Here is a 16,140-nt window from a genome sequence, read left to right on the forward strand (position 1 = left end):
TCGGGCTTGGTCTATGCGATGACGTCGCTTGTGGCGCTCGCGCTCTATGGGGATGGCGCGCTGTCGGGGCGGGCGCGGTTAACCGATACATCTTTCCTTGCGGCCGAGTCCGCGCTTTCGCGCCGCACCCCCTTTACCAACGCCTAGCCGTTCCCATATCGACCACGAGGGCCGCCGCAAGGGGCCTTGAACGAGAAAATTTTGGACGCGAGGCGCGCCGCTAATTAAAGGGCCGCCTCATGGTCAGAGGGGCTAAAAATGAACTTTGAGAAATACACCGAACGCGCGCGCGGATTCGTGCAGTCGGCGCAGTCGATGGCGACGCGCGAAGGCCACCAGCAGTTTACGCCCGAGCACATCCTGAAAGTCCTGCTCGATGACGACCAGGGCCTGTCCGCCGGGCTGATCGACCGCGCCGGCGGGCGCTCGCGCGAGGCGCTGGCGAAAACCGAAGCCGCGCTCGCGAAATTGCCGAAAGTGATGGGGGCCGGCGCCGGCCAGCTCTATCTCGCGCCGGCGACCGCCCGGCTTTTCGACAACGCCGAGAAGATCGCCCAGAAGGCGGGCGATTCTTACGTCACCGTCGAGCGGCTGCTGTTGGCGCTGGCGATGGAGAAGGACTCCGAGGCCGCGAAAATTCTTGCCGCCGCCGGCGTGACGCCGCAGACGCTCAACGCCGCGATCGAAGATCTGCGCAAGGGCCGCACGGCGGATTCCGCTTCCGCCGAAAACGCCTATGACGCGCTGAAGAAATACGCCCGCGACCTCACCGAAGCGGCGCGCGAGGGCAAGCTCGATCCGGTGATCGGCCGCGACGAGGAGATCCGCCGCGCGATTCAGGTGCTGTCGCGCCGCACCAAGAACAATCCCGTGCTCATCGGCGAGCCCGGCGTCGGCAAGACCGCGATCGTCGAGGGTCTGGCGCTGCGCATCGTCAATGGCGACGTGCCGGAATCGCTCGAGGATAAGAAGCTGCTCGCGCTCGATATGGGCGCGCTGATCGCCGGCGCGAAATATCGCGGCGAATTCGAGGAGCGGCTGAAGGCGGTGCTGAACGAAGTCACCGCCGCCGAAGGCAATATCATCCTGTTCATCGACGAGATGCACACGCTCGTCGGCGCCGGCAAGGCCGATGGCGCGATGGACGCCTCCAATCTGCTCAAACCCGCGCTGGCGCGCGGCGAATTGCATTGCGTCGGCGCGACGACGCTCAATGAATACCGCAAACATGTCGAAAAGGACGCGGCGCTCGCCCGGCGCTTCCAGCCTGTCTTTGTCGACGAGCCGACCGTCGAGGATACGATCTCGATCCTGCGCGGCCTGAAGGAGAAATACGAACTCCATCACGGCGTGCGCATCACCGATAGCGCGATCGTCGCCGCGGCGACTTTGTCGAACCGCTACATCTCCGACCGCTTCCTGCCGGACAAGGCGATCGATCTCATCGACGAGGCGTCGTCGCGGCTGCGCATGCAGATCGACTCGAAGCCCGAGGAGCTCGACGAACTCGACCGGCGCATCATTCAGCTGAAGATCGAGCAGGAAGCGCTCAAAAAGGAAACGGACACGGCGTCAAAGGATCGCCTGGCGAAGCTCGAAGGCGAACTCGCGGACCTCGAAGAAAAATCGGCGGCGCTCACCGCGCGCTGGCGAGCCGAGAAGGACAAGCTCGGCGCGGCGCAGAAGCTAAAGGAGCAGCTTGAAGCGGCGCGTAACGAACTGGCGCAGGCGCAGCGGCGCGGCGAATATCAGCGCGCCGGCGAACTTACCTATGGCGTAATTCCCGATCTCGAAAGGAAGTTGGCGGAGACGGAAACCGAAGCCGACACGCTCGTCGACGAGGAGGTCACCGCCAATGACGTGGCGCAGGTCGTCTCGCGTTGGACCGGCGTGCCCGTCGACAAGATGCTCGAAGGCGAACGCGAGAAGCTGCTGCACATGGAGGACGAGCTCGCAAAGCGCGTCGTCGGCCAGCATGACGCGGTCGTCGCCGTGTCGACCGCCGTGCGCCGCGCGCGGGCCGGACTGCAAGACCCGAACCGCCCGATCGGCAGTTTCATCTTCCTTGGCCCCACGGGCGTCGGCAAGACCGAGCTGACGAAGGCGCTCGCGGCGTTTCTGTTCGACGACGAGACGGCCATGGTGCGGCTCGACATGTCCGAATATATGGAAAAGCATTCGGTCGCGCGGCTGATCGGCGCGCCGCCCGGCTATGTCGGCTATGAGGAAGGCGGCGCGTTGACCGAAGCCGTCCGCCGCCGGCCGTATCAGGTCGTGCTCTTCGACGAAATCGAGAAGGCGCATCCCGACGTCTTCAACGTGCTGCTGCAGGTGCTCGACGACGGCCGCCTGACCGACGGCCAAGGCCGCACGGTGGATTTCAAGAACACGCTGATCATCATGACGTCGAATCTCGGCTCGGAATTCCTCGTCATGCAGAAGGAGGGCGAGGATTCCTCCGCCGTGCACAGCGAAGTCATGCAGGTCGTGCGAGCGCATTTCAGGCCGGAGTTCCTGAACCGGGTCGACGAGATCATCCTGTTCAACCGCCTGCGGCGCGAGGACATGGGCGCCATCGTCGACATCCAGGTCAAGCGGCTGCAGAAGCTCCTCGAAGATCGCAAGATCACGCTGCATCTTGACGCCAAGGCGCGTGATTGGCTCGCGGCGAAGGGTTACGATCCGACCTATGGCGCAAGGCCGTTGAAGCGCGTCATGCAGAAGGAATTGCAGGACACGCTTGCCGAGCGGCTGCTCGCGGGCGAGATCATCGACGGCGCGAGCGTCGAAGTGTCGGCCGACGCCTCAGGCCTCGTCATCGACGGCAAGTCGGCGCATCGACATGCCGCGCCGCCGCTGCTGCGAACGGTGGGGAACGCGTAACCCCCTCCCCAACCCTCCCCCGCTGCGCAAACCGGGTGTTCCCGGTTTGGGCGGCGACGCCGAAGCCGGCAACAGCCGACTTCGGACGGGAGAGGGAGCAGAGCGCGCCCTCTTTTGTCCTGATCGCCAACGCCGGTCGTTAGCGTCCCCTCTCCCGCGAAGCGGGCGAGGGACAGGGAGGGGGCTCTTCACATTTCCCGAGCGCCGCATTCTTGACGCGGCGCGTCGCCCTACCCCAGCCGCTCTTTCCTCCGATTCAGCACATCCGCTTCGCGCAGATCGAGTTCGCGCTCAATCCGACGGCGGGCTTCGTCGGTGAGTTTGCCTTCCGGCAGCATGCCGTTGATCAGGTTACGCTCCTCGGCGATGAGCCGCAGGTCGATCTCGTCGTGAAGCGCCGTCAGCGCGCGGCGTTCTTCATTTTCCTCGCATTTCATGCGGACGCGCGACAGAAAGTAGTCCTGTTGCGCGAGCAGCGAGTTCATCGCTTCTTCGGGGACCTCATTCTCCGCGCCAAAGCGCGCGAGTTTCGCGCTCGACGCCTCGATCGCGGCGTGGCGGGCGCGCAGCTCTTCAGCGCGGTCGAGGACGCGTTCCCTCATGCCGGTTTTAACGAGGCCGAGTTTGCGAATGATCCAGGGCAACACCGACCCTTGGAAAACGAGCGTCACCATCACGACGCAGAAGGTGAGAAAAAAGATCGAGTCGCGATAGGGAAACGGCTCGCCGTCCGCGGCGGCGAGCGGGATCGCCAGCGCCGCGGCGAGCGAGACAATCCCGCGCACGCCGGTGAAGGAAATGATGAACGGCCATTGCCAGGGCGGCGAAGGATCGCGTCGCGCCAGCGGCGGAATGAGCCAGCGCGGCAGATAGGTGAGCGGAAAAATCCACACGAAGCGCGCAAGGATCACGACGAGCGAAACGATCGCGGCGGACGTCGTCAGTTCGTACATCGAATGGTCCTGGATACGCGCAAAGAGCGCCTGCGCCTGCAGACCGGTGAAGAGAAAAACCAGACCTTCGATCAAAAACAGAAAGAAATCCCAGAAGAACACGCCTTGCAGACGCGTCGCCGCGCTGATCAGCCTCGGCCCTTTCCAGCTGATGTAGAGACCGGCCGCAACCGTCGCGATGACGCCCGAGCCGCCGAGATGCTCAGGCGGCCAATAGGCCAAGAACGGCGTGATCAGCGAGAGGGTGATTTCGATGCGCGGATCGCGCATGAAGCGACGCAGCCGCAGCATCGTCCAGCCGACGCCAAGACCCCACACGATCTCGCCGGCGATAATCGCCGCGAACGTCTCGCCCCCCTGCGCCAGGGAAAAGGAGCCGACGCTGACCGCCGCCACCGCGAAGCGATAAAGCACAAGCGCCGTGGCGTCATTGGCGAGACCCTCTCCCTCCAAAATGACCGAAATGCGCCGCGGCAATTGCATGCGTCGCGCAATGGCGAGCGGCGCGACGGCGTCGGGAGGCGATACGATCGCGCCGAGGACGAAACCAACCGCCAAAGGCCAGCCGAGCAGCCAATTCGTCGCAACCGAAACGGAAATTGTGGTGAAAACGACGCAGCCGACGGCGAGCAGAAGTATTGGCCGCAGATTGGACCGAAACTCCCGCCAGCTCATGTTGATCGCGGAAATGTAGATCACCGGCGGCAGCACGAGGAGCAGCACAAATTGCGGCTCCAGCACGAAGGCGGGCACGCCAGGCGCCACTGCGATCAGCACGCCCGATGCGACAAGCAGGATCGGCGAGGCGACGCCGGAGCGCAAGGCGATGAAGGCGACGAACGCCACCGCCGCGAGAAGAAAGACGAGGATTTGCAAACCCGCCAGCATGCGCTCACCTCTTTGCCGCGCCCCAGCGGCAGAGCGAGCTCCGCGACGCCGATGAAGCCAAGCTTACAACTTCCGAAGCGCCACTTCCTCGATCCTGTGATCGGCGTCCTTGGTGAGGATCAAACTCGCGCGCGGACGCGTCGGGGCGATGTTCTGGCGCAGATTCTCGAGGTTGATGCGCGTCCATATGTCTTTTGCGACGCGCGTCGTCTCCTCTGCGTCGAGATCGGCATAGACGCGGAAGTAGGATTGCGGATCGCGGAACGCCGTCTGCTGAAGCCGCCGAAAGCGCTCCACATACCATCGCTCCAGCACGTCTTCGGGCGCGTCGAGATAGACCGAAAAATCGAAGAAGTCGGAGACGAAGGGAATTTCGCGGCCGTCGCGCATGCGCGGCGCAAGCAGAACGTTGACGCCTTCGACGATGAGAATGTCGGGCCGGTCGACGCAGCTCGCTTCGCCCTCGACGACGTCATAGGTCATATGCGAATAGACCGGCGCGCAGACGTTGCGCCGTCCCGCCTTCACGTCGGAGAGAAATCGCAGCAGCGATTTGTTGTCGTAGCTTTCCGGAAAGCCCTTCTTGTCCATGAGACTTTCGGCTTCAAGGATTCTGTTGGGCAAGAGAAATCCGTCGGTGGTGATGAGCTCCACTTTCGGCGTATTCGGCCAGCGCGACAGCAGGGCGCGCAAGACGCGCGCCGTCGTGGACTTCCCCACGGCGACGGAACCGGCGACGCCAATGATGTAGGGAACCTTGCCGTCCTCGGCGCCGAGAAAGCGCTGCGTCGCCTTGAAGAGGCCTTGCGTCGCCGCAACGTAAAGAGCGAGCAGGCGCGACAGCGGCAGATAGATTTCGATGACCTCTTCGAGCGAGATCGGATCGTTGAGCGATTTCAGCCGGACGAGATCATCGAGCGTCAGCGTCAGCGGCGTATCGGCGCGCAGCGACGCCCATTCGGCGCGCGTAAAATGCCGGTAGGGGGAAAGAGCCTCGTTGTTGGGGACGAGCTCCGCCACCGTCATTCCTTTGCTCCGCGCGCGGCTTTCTCCGCAAGCCCGGACTGTTTCGTGCGCCGCTCCAGTTCGCGCCACACGTCGCCCAGCGAAATATCCCGCGCTTCGAGCATGACCAGAAGATGGTAGAATGTGTCCGCGGCTTCATTGATGAGCGCGCTTCGGTCGCCCTCCATCGCCGCGATCACCGTTTCGACCGCCTCTTCGCCGAATTTCTTGGCGATGCGCGGCATTCCGGCGTCGAGCAGGGTCTTCGTATAGGAGGTCGAGGCGCTGTCGTTGCGCCGTGCTTTGATGAGCGCCGCGAGATCGTCGAGCGTGAAACTCATGACAGGCCCCCTCCCCAACCCTCCCCCGCTGCGCGGGAGAGGGAGTAGATTCCGCGCTTCATCGGGATTTCGATAACGCCGATCGTTAGCGTCCCCTCTCCCGCGAGCGAAGCGAAGCGGGGGAGGGACAGGGAGGGGGTCGTGGCGACGGCGCGATGACATTTTTGGCTCATCCCATCGCCTCCAGGCCGTCGAGGCGCATCGGCAGCCCCGCCGCCGCCATATGAAGCTTCGCCTGCGGGATCGAATATTCGCCGAAATGGAAGATCGACGCGGCGAGCACGGCGCTCGCATGGCCTTCCTTGACCCCGGCGACGAGATGATCGAGCGTCCCAACGCCGCCCGAGGCGATGACCGGCACCTGCACCGCGTCGGCGACGGCCCGCGTCAGCGCGATATCGAAGCCGCTTTTCGTGCCGTCGCGATCCATCGAGGTGAGCAGGATTTCGCCGGCGCCGAGTTCGCTGACCTCTCGCGCGTATTGCACTGCGTCGATCCCCGTTGCGCGGCGCCCGCCATGGGTGAAGATTTCCCAGCGTCCCTCGGCTGCGCGCTTGGCGTCAATGGCGACGACGATGCATTGCGCGCCAAATTTTTCCGACGCTTCGCGAACGAAGCCGGGATTGGCCACGGCGGCGGAATTGATCGAGACCTTGTCGGCGCCGGCGAGCAGCAGATTGCGGATGTCGTCCAGCGTGCGCACGCCGCCGCCCACAGTCAGCGGCATGAAGCAGGCTTCCGCCGTGCGCTGCACGACGTCCAGCAGAATGCCGCGGTCTTCATGGCTTGCGGTGATGTCGAGGAAGCAGAGTTCGTCGGCGCCGGCGGCGTCATAGGCGATGGCGCATTCGACCGGATCGCCGGCGTCGCGCAGATCGACGAAATTGACGCCTTTGACGACGCGTCCTCCTTTCACGTCCAAGCAGGGAATGACGCGCGCTTTCAGCATTAGGCGGCTGGCGCCAGAGTTTCCGCTTCGCGCAGATAGCTCCAGAATTTGGGCGCCATATTGCCCGCGCGAGCGGTTTCGCTGACGTCCGCGAGAAAAAACTGCGCCTTACCAGTCAGGCTCGACTTAAGACGCTCGGTGAGCGTTTCTACATTCTGCGCCGTCTTTAGAAACAGGATGTTTCCATCCAAAACATAAATGCCGTCGCCGTCGTTCAAGATGCCGGCAATCGGCTTAGCTTCCGTATGCACCCATGCCGCGTCAGGCGAGAAAACGAGGATGTATACTTTACGATTCATCGCTGTTGCTCCCAGGGTTGGGCTCGATTTCAAGGCGCGGCTCTTCGTCGACAACTTCCACGACTTCACTCTCCGCCTCCTTCCTATAAAGTATTTGCATGGCCTGGTGGCGCAACAAATATTCTTCCGATTGAAGGCGGTCGGGGTCTTTGAACAGAAAGATAAAGTAAGAAATAATTGTCACGAGCACAGGGATGGCGCCAAATGCTGCAAGCGCGTATTTCAGAACTACGTCATCGCGGAAAAAATACGCCGCGAGCAAACTCGTCGGAAAGACAACCGCCGTGGTCCAAAGCATGGGATTGAGCGCGTTTCGCACGCGCACGATTCCAGCACGGGAGGTGAAATTTCCGATTGCGTCGCCGGGCCTCACGTCGGCTGCGCCTCCCTCGCCATTCGAATCATCGCCAACGCCTGCCCCGGATCGAGCCGCCCGTCGTAGAGCGCCCGCCCGGTGATGGCGCCGGCGAGCTTGCGGCAGTCGGGCTGCAGCAGCCGCTCCACGTCGGCGAGCGACGCGAGGCCGCCGGAGGCGATAACGGGAATCGTCAAGGCGTCGGCGAGCGCCAAGGTCGCCTCGATATTGAGACCGGTCAAAACGCCGTCGCGAGAGATGTCGGTGTAGATGATGGCGCTCACGCCCGCGTCTTCGAAGCTCTTGCCGAGATCGAGCGCCGACATGCGTGTCGCCCGCGACCAGCCGTCGACGGCGACAAAACCATTCTTGGCGTCGACCCCTACGGCGACGCGGCCCGGGTGAAGGCGCGCCGCCTCGCGCACGAAAGACGGATCCTTGACGGCCGCCGTGCCGATGATGACGCGCGCAACGCCTTTTTCCAACCAGCGCGACAGCGTGCGCATGTCGCGAATGCCGCCGCCAAGCTGCACGGGAATCGTCAGCGCGGCGAGAATGGATTCGACCGCCCGAGCGTTGCGCGGCGCCCCCGCGAAGGCGCCGTCGAGATCGACGACATGCAGATATTCGAACCCGACCCGCTGGAAGGCGCGGGCCTGCTCGGCGGGGTCGTCATTGAACACCGTCGCGCGGTCCATATCGCCCTGGGCCAAGCGCACGCACTGACCTTCCTTCAAATCGATTGCGGGAAACAGAATCACGGACGCCACCTCAGGAAATTGCCGATCAGCGCTAGGCCCAGCCTCTGGCTTTTTTCGGGATGGAACTGCACGCCGACGAGATTGTCGCGCGCCACGGCCGCGGTGAGCGGCGCGCCATAGTCGGTCGTCGCCAGGACGTGGTCCGGCGACGCCGGCGTCAGCTGAAACGAGTGCACGAAATAGGCGTGCAATCCACGCTCTCCCGTCGGCACGCCGGCAAAGAGCGGATGTTCCCGGCTCAACGTCAGCGTATTCCAGCCCATATGCGGGATTTTCAGCGAAGGATTCGCAGGCTCGATCGCCGCGACGTCGCCTCGAATCCAGCCGAGGCCCGGCGTTTCGCCATGTTCAAGGCCGCGCGCGCCCATGAGCTGCATCCCAACGCAAATCCCTAAGAACGGCCGGCCACGGTCGATGACCGCCTCTTGCAGGGCGGCGTAAAGACCCTCGATCGCCATCAGGCCGCGGCGACAATCGGCGAAAGCGCCGACGCCCGGCAGCACGACGCGCTCGGCGGCGCGCACGACGTCGGGGTCGCTGGTGACGCGAATGTCGCCTTGCGCCTGCGACTCGCGGGCGGCGCGCTCAAAGGCTTTCAAGGCGGAATGCAGATTGCCCGACCCATAGTCAATGATCGCGGTCGTCAAGGAGCGGGCTCCCCAGCGACATCGTCTTTCGCGATCGGCTGAGACGGGCGATGGCGGTGGAAATAGGCCGCCTCCGCCTCGTCGAGGTCATCGCCAATGACGAGATCCTGCTCGACATAGCCGCGACGCGCCAAATTCCAGCCGACGAGCCGCTCCCCCTCGAAACCGAGCCAGACAGCGAGCCCGAGCGTCAGCCAGGACATCGCGTCGCGCGACACCCGCAGCTTCCAGGCGATGAGCGCGAGGGTGACGAGAAGAAGCGTCCACAGCCCCGCGACGAGCCAAGCTCTGCGCCAGGCCAGCCAGAACGGACCAAAAATAAAGGCCGGCCAGGAAAAGCCGTCGCGCAAGAAGACGATCTTGTCCGGCGCGGGAGGCTGGCCCGACGCCATTCGCGGAAAATGAACAGTGAATATCGCCATCGGCCGTCCCCTCGTCGGCGTCACCCGCCTCTTTTCAGGCGGTGAGCGTTCCCTTGGTGGAAGGCGCTTCCCCCTGCGTGCGGCGCGGATCGATCGCCACCGCCTTGCCGAAGGCGCGCGCGAAGCCCTTGAAGGCGCTTTCGGCGATATGGTGGCTGTTGACGCCGCGCAGACATTCGATGTGCAGCCCGACGCGGGCGTGAACCGCAAAGGCCTGGAAGAATTCGCGCATCAGCTCGGTGTCAAAGCCGCCGATCCGCTGCGCCGGAAATGCGACCTCGTAAACGAGGAAGGGCCGGCCCGAGACGTCCACGACGACGCGGGTCAGCGCCTCGTCGAGCGGCACATGCGCGTCGCCATAGCGGGAAATGCCCTTGCGGTCTGCAAGCGCGCGATCCACCGCCTGGCCGATGGCGATGCCGACGTCCTCAACCGTGTGATGACCGTCGATATGCAGATCGCCCTCAGCGCGCACGGTAAGATCCAGCGGCGCATGACGGGCGATCTGGTCGAGCATATGATCGAAAAATCCCACCCCGGTCGATATGTCCGAGCGGCCGTCCCCGTCGAGGTCGACGGTGACCGAGATTTTGGTTTCCTTGGTGTTGCGCTCGAGCGTGGCGCTGCGCATTTCCAGCCTTTTCTTGGGCCCTACCGGCGTTTCCGGCGACTGCGGCCGCAAGCGGCCAGCTTGTAGCAACTCCGCCCCGGATTCGCCACCCGAACCGCTCGGGCGTCAAAGAGAAGCGAGATGCGCGCCAACCAACGCCGCTTGTCGGCACATCGGACGCAAAACAAAGAATGCTCCGTCTATTCGCGTCGATTCCCTGGTTAAGCGCGACCACGGCAATTCAACCGACGCCGGCAGGCGCTTGTAGCTTGGCGACAACGCATCAAGAAGACGCTAAATGCCGCAGCGGCGGCGACTTCGGCCGGTGGCGGCCGGCGGAATCGCGAAGTCGCGGCGAGAAATCTATGGCGCCGCGGCGCCGTAAGGAGGCTTAAACATGCGACTTAGGCTCGGTTTCGCGCTCCTCGCGGCGTCTTTGATGTCCATTCCGGCGATCGCCGAGCCTTGGCGGGACGGCTTCGTGTCGCGCATCGAAGCGCTGGCGCTCATGCAAACGCTCAACGCCTCCCTGCTCGCAAGCCGCAGCGCGACGGCGACGCTTGAGAAATGGTGCGCCGATCACAAGATGTCCGCCGAGCCCAAGATCGTCGCCCGCCGCGTCGCTGGAATCGACCGGCGGCCGAGCGCGGAGACGCGCCGGCGGCTCGACGTCAGCGACGAGGAGCCGGTGAACTACCGGCGCGTGCAGCTCGCTTGCGGCGATCACGTGCTCTCGGAGGCTGACAATTGGTATGTGCCTGGACGGCTTTCCGATGAAATGAACCACGCGCTGGAGACGACGGAAACGCCCTTCGGCAAGGCCATCGCCCCGCTGCAGCCGTTCCGTCGCACTGTCGAAATGAAAGTGCGCTGGTCGCCCTTGCCCGAGGGCTGGGAGTTCTCGGCCATCCCGACGGCCTCGCCTGAAAATGCCGGCGGCGCGCTCTCCATTCCGCACGACCTCTTCGAGCACACGGCCGTGGTCTATGCGCGCGATCAACGTCCTCTCTCCGAGGTGCATGAGACCTATACGCGCGAGGTCCTGGATTTTCCCGCGCCGCTCGCCGGCGCCCCGCGCAAGTGAGTCTTGCAGTGAACCCCAGCCCAACTGGCGAATGGCGCGGCCGCCCTGTTACCGCTCCGCCCTTGCTCAAATCGCCGCCAAACCTTACATCGGCTGAACATCTCAGGCTGGATACGGCGAATGGATAGCGAAAAACACCGCTTTGCGGCCATGCACGCGACGACAATCATCCTCGTCAAGAAAGCCGGAGAAACGGTGATCGCCGGCGACGGCCAGGTCAGCCTCGGCCAGACGATCATGAAAGGCAACGCCAAGAAAGTGCGCCGTTTGGGCAAGGGCGACGTGATCGCCGGTTTCGCCGGCGCCACCGCCGACGCCTTCACGCTCTTCGAACGGCTCGAATCGAAGCTCGAGCAATATCCCGGGCAATTGATGCGCGCCTGCGTCGAACTCGCCAAGGACTGGCGCATGGACCGCTATCTGCGGCGCCTGGAGGCGATGATGCTCGTCGCCGACAAGAGCGTCGGCCTCGTGCTCACCGGCTCCGGCGACGTGCTTGAGCCGGAAGGCACGGGCGAAGGCGCGGTGGCCGCCATTGGTTCGGGCGGAAACTACGCGCTCGCCGCCGGGCGCGCCCTGCTCGATTCGTCCCTCGACGCCGAAACCATCGCGCGACGGGCGATGATTATCGCTTCAGAAATTTGCGTCTACACCAACCAGAATGTGGTGGTGGAGAAGATTTAGGGCAGTCGGTGTTCGGCAGTGGGATGATACGACTGCCGACTGCCTAATGCCGTTCCGAAGGAACTTCCCATGGCCGACTTCTCGCCGCGCGAGATCGTTTCCGAACTTGATCGCTACATCGTTGGACAAAGCGACGCCAAGCGCGCCGTCGCCATCGCGCTGCGCAACCGCTGGCGGCGGCTGCAGCTCGAAGGCCAGATGCGCGAAGAGGTGCTGCCCAAGAACATCCTGATGATCGGCCCGACCGGCTGCGGCAAGACCGAAATCGCGCGACGTCTCGCGCGTCTCGCCAATGCGCCCTTCATCAAAGTCGAAGCGACGAAATTCACCGAGGTCGGCTATGTCGGCCGCGACGTCGAACAGATTGTGCGCGATCTGGTCGAGGTCGCCATCCTGATGGTCAAGGAGCGCCGCCGTAAGGACGTGCAGGCGCGCGCGCAGCAAGCGGCCGAAGAGCGCACGCTCGACGCGCTGGTGGGGCCCGCCGCGTCGCCCGGCACGCGTGAAACGTTTCGCCGTCGCCTGCGCGCGGGCGAACTCGACGACAAGGAAATCGAAGTCGAGCTGACGCAGTCGGGCTCCTCGATGCCGATGTTCGAACTGCCGAACATGCCCGGCGCGAGCGTCTCCGCCTTTTCGCTTGGCGATATTTTCGGCAAGGCGATGCAGCGCGGCAAACCGCGCAAACTCTCGGTGAAAGAGGCGCAGGGGCCTCTGATCGCCGAAGAGAGCGACAAGCTGATTGATCAGGAAGCGAGCGTCCGCGAGGCGATCCACGAGGTCGAGAACAACGGCATTGTTTTCATCGACGAGATGGACAAGATCTGCGCGCGCGAAGGCCGCGGCGGCGCCGATGTCTCGCGCGAAGGCGTGCAGCGTGACCTGCTGCCGCTGATCGAAGGCACGACGGTCGCGACGAAACATGGAACGGTGAAGACCGACCACGTGCTGTTCATCGCCTCCGGCGCCTTCCATGTGGCGAAGCCCTCCGACCTGCTGCCGGAACTGCAGGGGCGCCTGCCGATTCGCGTCGAACTCGCCTCGCTCAACGAAGACGACTTCCGTCGCATATTGACCGAAACCGAGGCCTGCCTGACGAAGCAATATTCCGCGCTGCTGGGCACCGAGGGCATGACGCTCGAATTTGCGCCATCCGCCGTCGACGCCATCGCCAAGGTCGCCGTACAGGTGAACACTTCCGTCGAGAACATCGGCGCGCGGCGCCTGCAGACGGTGATGGAGCGCGTGCTCGACGACATCAGCTTTTCGGCGTCGGACCGCGCGGGCGACAGTGTCGTGATCGACGGCGCCTATGTCGAGGAGCATATCGGCGATCTGGCGAAGAACCGGGATTTGAGCCGTTTTATTTTGTGATCTTGCCTTGTGCGGCGAGGGCGCGTGCTCGATAGGCGTTGAGGCGCTGCTCTAACTCCGGCGCGGATAATGTCCGCAGGTCGGGCAGTTCGCCATCAGCCAGTTCACCTTCAGGCGCAAAGAACTGGCTCATGAATGCCCGTTTTTTTGGGCTACGACCTGCAACGCAACCCCAGGCGACCGATTGAGGGCTGGGAACCCAGGAACTACGTATCAAAAATCGCTCGACGTCGCGCCATGCCGTTTTTTGGGGCTTCAAGGATGTTCCGCCGGAAAGCGTAAAGCCTTCGTCGTCCAGCAGCAATTTATAGGGGCGAAGCAAAAGCCAGAGCAGCCTCAAGAGAGGAACGGCCAAAAATACGATGGCAAAAAGGCCAGCGGCGCGGGTAACGAAAAAAGACCCGACGATTAACACGCAGCCCAACAGCAGCATGAAAGAGACTTTGCGGGCTGATGTGACGTAGCGCTCCGGCCCGAAGATGACCGAATTCTCCACTTCGACGTTCGGTCGTTCACTCGCTGGCGGCTCCGAAACAACATGCAATTCGTCTGGATCGCCGGCGGACGCGAGGGCGCGCTCCCGATAGGCATTGAGGCGCGCGACCATCTCCTGGGTCGGCAATTCCCACTCGCCCGGCAATATCCTTGCCCCTGGAAGCCCGCGATAACGCAGACCGACCGTTCGAGATGAGGGAAAACCTTCGTGATTAACAAAGAATCGCTCAACATGGCGCCATGCCGTTTTCTGCGGCGTAAGGTTCAAGCCGCCGGCCAGCGTGAAGCCCGCGCTGTTCAACAGCAACGTCTCAGGACGCGCCAGAAGCGCTAGAGAGAGGCAAACGCCAAGACCAAAGAAGGCAACGGCAAACCAACCAAACATTGCGCCCCACGCACCTTCAGGGCGGTTAGAAGCGTTGATGAGAAGAAGAATGTAGATTGACGCTCCGGTCATCACGCAACTGAGCAGCAACATCAATAGCGTCCAACGAGGCGACTGGACGTAGCGCTCCTCCGATAGCGGCCGCTGATCCACCGAAATCTTCCCGTCCACGAAGTTCAATGGAAGTCCGGATACCACGACGCGTCTTCAAGCAAAAGCCGTCTCCATTCGGTCGCAAATCCGGGGCAAAGACTGCGCAGGCGCCTCGGACTTGCGCCTTCGCGCGCTTCTCGCCATAAGACCGGCCAAACCCAAAACCCTTGGCCGATCACATGTCCACATTTCCTCAGCGCGTCTTCTCGGGCGTGCAGTCCACCGGCAATCTGCATCTCGGCAACTATCTCGGCGCGATCGTCAAATTCGTCGAGCTGCAGAAGAACTTCGACTGCATGTATTGCGTCGTCGACCTGCATGCGATCACGGTGCCACAGGACCCGATCGCGCTGAAGGCGAATACGCGCGAAATCGCCGCCGCCTTCATCGCCTGCGGGATCGACCCGAAAGAGAACATCGTCTTCAATCAGAGCCAGGTGCCGGAGCACGCCGAGCTCGCCTGGGTGTTGAATTGCGTCGCGCGCATCGGCTGGCTCAATCGCATGACCCAGTTCAAGGACAAGGCGGGCAAGGATCGCGAGAACGCCTCGATGGGCCTGCTCGACTATCCGGTGCTGATGGCCGCCGACATTTTGATCTATCGGGCGACGCATGTGCCGGTCGGCGACGACCAGAAGCAGCATCTCGAACTCGCGCGCGACATCGCCCAGAAGTTCAACAATGATTTCTCGGAATCGATCGCCCGCAACGGCTTTGGCGAGGCGTTCTTTCCCCTGCCCGAGCCGCTGATCTCCGGCCCGGCGACGCGGGTGATGAGCCTGCGCGACGGCACGAAAAAAATGTCGAAGTCCGACGCTTCGGATTATTCGCGCATCAATCTCTCCGACGACGCCGACCAGATCGCGCAGAAGGTGAGGAAGGCCAAGACCGACCCCGACGCGCTGCCCTCCGAGGAAAAAGGCCTCGAAGGGCGCCCCGAGGCCTATAATCTCGTCGGCATATTCGCGGCGCTTTCGGGGCGCAGCAAAGCGGATGTGCTCGGCGAATTCGGCGGCGCCAATTTCTCGAGCTTCAAGAGCGCGCTCGTCGATCTCGCCGTCGCCAAGCTCGCCCCGATCACCGACAAAATGCGCCGCATTCGCGAGGATGAGAGCTATGTCGACGGCGTGCTGCGCGACGGCGCCGAACGCGCCCGCGCCATCGCCCGCGAGAACATGAATGCGGTGAAGGATATTGTTGGGTTTTTGCGTTAGCGACCGCTACTTCCCTGGATCTCTCCGAGAAGGCGCTCGGCTTCCGATTTCAGCGACGGGAGTTCGTTTCTCACGACGTCCCATACAAGCACGAGATCCACGCCCCAATAGGCGTGAATCAGTCGGTTGCGAAACGCGATAATTCTTTTCCAGGGGACGGGCGCGCCAGAGCGCAGTTCCGGCGTTAACCGGTTCGCAGCTTCCCCTATGATCTCGAAATTTCGGATGACCGCGTCTTGGATGATTCTCTCGCGCAGAAATGACTCTTCGCCATCGCTCACGTAGGTCTCAATGGCGGCGATGCTGTCGAGAATATGTTGAAGGTATAGGCAGTCAGATTTCACAGACTGAAAATTTCCTCTTCAATAAGTGGTTTCATATACGGACTGAGGCCACGCGAAGTGACGAGGTCGACTTTTCGACCTATCAGCTCTTCCAACTCCTCGGCGAGCGCAAGGAAATCAGAGAAGCCGCGGTCTCGCGCCAGATCGATCAAAATATCCACATCGCTTGAGGGCGTTTCAGACCTTCGAGCGACCGATCCGAAAAGCCGGACATTCGAGGCGCCGTGCCGACTCGCGGCGTTCAGAACTTCCGCGCGTTTGGCGAGCAATGTATCCAGCAGTGGCATCGCGATC

General features: G+C 62.9%; 18 protein-coding genes. 5 read left to right on the forward strand and 13 right to left on the reverse strand.

The genetic code is table 11. From position 1 onward, the window contains the following. The first annotated feature begins 258 nt into the window (after window positions 1–258). The gene (clpB, locus tag ACR65T_RS01635) at window positions 259–2,883 is read left to right on the forward strand and encodes an ATP-dependent chaperone ClpB (RefSeq protein WP_434494844.1); all 2,625 of its coding nucleotides are present in this window, start codon (window positions 259–261) and stop codon (window positions 2,881–2,883) included. 230 nt (window positions 2,884–3,113) lie between these two features. Here the strand turns inward: clpB and ACR65T_RS01640 are convergent, their stop codons facing one another. The 10 genes from ACR65T_RS01640 to hisB all read right to left on the reverse strand — a co-directional run bounded on the left by ACR65T_RS01640 (window position 3,114) and on the right by hisB (window position 10,134). Then, window positions 3,114–4,724 (reverse strand): Na+/H+ antiporter, encoded by a 1,611-nt coding sequence (locus tag ACR65T_RS01640; RefSeq protein ID WP_434494845.1) that lies wholly within the window; start codon window positions 4,722–4,724, stop codon window positions 3,114–3,116. 63 nt (window positions 4,725–4,787) lie between these two features. Then, the gene (gene coaA, locus ACR65T_RS01645; RefSeq protein ID WP_434494846.1) at window positions 4,788–5,750 is read right to left on the reverse strand and encodes a type I pantothenate kinase; all 963 of its coding nucleotides are present in this window, start codon (window positions 5,748–5,750) and stop codon (window positions 4,788–4,790) included. Next, the gene (locus tag ACR65T_RS01650; protein ID WP_434494847.1) at window positions 5,747–6,070 is read right to left on the reverse strand and encodes a phosphoribosyl-ATP diphosphatase; all 324 of its coding nucleotides are present in this window, start codon (window positions 6,068–6,070) and stop codon (window positions 5,747–5,749) included. The genes coaA and ACR65T_RS01650 overlap by 4 nt, the downstream gene beginning before the upstream one ends. 169 nt (window positions 6,071–6,239) lie before the next feature. Then, on the reverse strand, window positions 6,240–7,019 hold the full coding sequence (gene hisF, locus ACR65T_RS01655; protein ID WP_434494848.1) for an imidazole glycerol phosphate synthase subunit HisF: 780 nt from the start codon (window positions 7,017–7,019) through the stop codon (window positions 6,240–6,242). Further along, window positions 7,019–7,318: a hypothetical protein gene (locus ACR65T_RS01660; RefSeq protein WP_434494849.1), complete on the reverse strand. Its 300-nt coding sequence runs from the start codon at window positions 7,316–7,318 to the stop codon at window positions 7,019–7,021. The genes hisF and ACR65T_RS01660 overlap by 1 nt, the downstream gene beginning before the upstream one ends. Further along, window positions 7,308–7,691, reverse strand: coding sequence for a hypothetical protein (locus ACR65T_RS01665; RefSeq protein ID WP_434494850.1), 384 nt, complete (start codon window positions 7,689–7,691; stop codon window positions 7,308–7,310). Before ACR65T_RS01665 ends, ACR65T_RS01660 begins: the two co-directional genes overlap by 11 nt. Beyond that, entirely contained in the window at window positions 7,688–8,434 is a 747-nt protein-coding gene (gene hisA, locus ACR65T_RS01670; protein ID WP_434494851.1) for a 1-(5-phosphoribosyl)-5-[(5-phosphoribosylamino)methylideneamino]imidazole-4-carboxamide isomerase, read from the reverse strand. The genes ACR65T_RS01665 and hisA overlap by 4 nt, the downstream gene beginning before the upstream one ends. Further along, window positions 8,431–9,081 (reverse strand): imidazole glycerol phosphate synthase subunit HisH, encoded by a 651-nt coding sequence (hisH, locus tag ACR65T_RS01675; protein ID WP_434494852.1) that lies wholly within the window; start codon window positions 9,079–9,081, stop codon window positions 8,431–8,433. Before hisH ends, hisA begins: the two co-directional genes overlap by 4 nt. Next, window positions 9,078–9,503, reverse strand: coding sequence for a DUF2628 domain-containing protein (locus ACR65T_RS01680; protein WP_434494853.1), 426 nt, complete (start codon window positions 9,501–9,503; stop codon window positions 9,078–9,080). Before ACR65T_RS01680 ends, hisH begins: the two co-directional genes overlap by 4 nt. A 34-nt stretch (window positions 9,504–9,537) precedes the next feature. Beyond that, on the reverse strand, window positions 9,538–10,134 hold the full coding sequence (hisB, locus tag ACR65T_RS01685; RefSeq protein WP_434494854.1) for an imidazoleglycerol-phosphate dehydratase HisB: 597 nt from the start codon (window positions 10,132–10,134) through the stop codon (window positions 9,538–9,540). A gap of 376 nt (window positions 10,135–10,510) precedes the next feature. Here hisB and ACR65T_RS01690 point away from each other — a divergent pair, with 376 nt between their 5' ends. The 3 genes from ACR65T_RS01690 to hslU all read left to right on the forward strand — a co-directional run bounded on the left by ACR65T_RS01690 (window position 10,511) and on the right by hslU (window position 13,255). Further along, a complete protein-coding gene (locus ACR65T_RS01690; RefSeq protein ID WP_434494855.1) occupies window positions 10,511–11,197 on the forward strand; it encodes a hypothetical protein in 687 nt (228 codons plus the stop codon). 120 nt (window positions 11,198–11,317) lie between these two features. Continuing rightward, window positions 11,318–11,881, forward strand: a complete 564-nt coding sequence (gene hslV, locus ACR65T_RS01695) for an ATP-dependent protease subunit HslV (RefSeq protein ID WP_434494856.1) — start codon at window positions 11,318–11,320, stop codon at window positions 11,879–11,881. A gap of 69 nt (window positions 11,882–11,950) precedes the next feature. Further along, the gene (gene hslU / locus ACR65T_RS01700; protein ID WP_029651373.1) at window positions 11,951–13,255 is read left to right on the forward strand and encodes an ATP-dependent protease ATPase subunit HslU; all 1,305 of its coding nucleotides are present in this window, start codon (window positions 11,951–11,953) and stop codon (window positions 13,253–13,255) included. Here the strand turns inward: hslU and ACR65T_RS01705 are convergent. Next, window positions 13,245–14,315: a hypothetical protein gene (locus ACR65T_RS01705; RefSeq protein WP_434494857.1), complete on the reverse strand. Its 1,071-nt coding sequence runs from the start codon at window positions 14,313–14,315 to the stop codon at window positions 13,245–13,247. The genes hslU and ACR65T_RS01705 overlap by 11 nt on opposite strands. Before the next feature lie 152 nt (window positions 14,316–14,467). Between ACR65T_RS01705 and trpS the strand changes: the two genes are divergently transcribed. Next, window positions 14,468–15,502: a tryptophan--tRNA ligase gene (gene trpS, locus ACR65T_RS01710; protein ID WP_124738799.1), complete on the forward strand. Its 1,035-nt coding sequence runs from the start codon at window positions 14,468–14,470 to the stop codon at window positions 15,500–15,502. On the opposite strand, the gene ACR65T_RS01715 is transcribed toward trpS, so the two are convergent. Together ACR65T_RS01715 and ACR65T_RS01720 are read right to left on the reverse strand one after the other, a co-directional pair. Further along, window positions 15,499–15,846, reverse strand: a complete 348-nt coding sequence (locus ACR65T_RS01715; protein WP_434494858.1) for a HepT-like ribonuclease domain-containing protein — start codon at window positions 15,844–15,846, stop codon at window positions 15,499–15,501. The genes trpS and ACR65T_RS01715 overlap by 4 nt on opposite strands. Next, a complete protein-coding gene (locus tag ACR65T_RS01720; RefSeq protein WP_434494859.1) occupies window positions 15,843–16,133 on the reverse strand; it encodes a nucleotidyltransferase family protein in 291 nt (96 codons plus the stop codon). The genes ACR65T_RS01715 and ACR65T_RS01720 overlap by 4 nt, the downstream gene beginning before the upstream one ends. Window positions 16,134–16,140: the final 7 nt, after the last annotated feature.

This window comes from Methylocystis sp., assembly GCF_051061285.1.
Taxonomy (GTDB): domain Bacteria; phylum Pseudomonadota; class Alphaproteobacteria; order Rhizobiales; family Beijerinckiaceae; genus Methylocystis.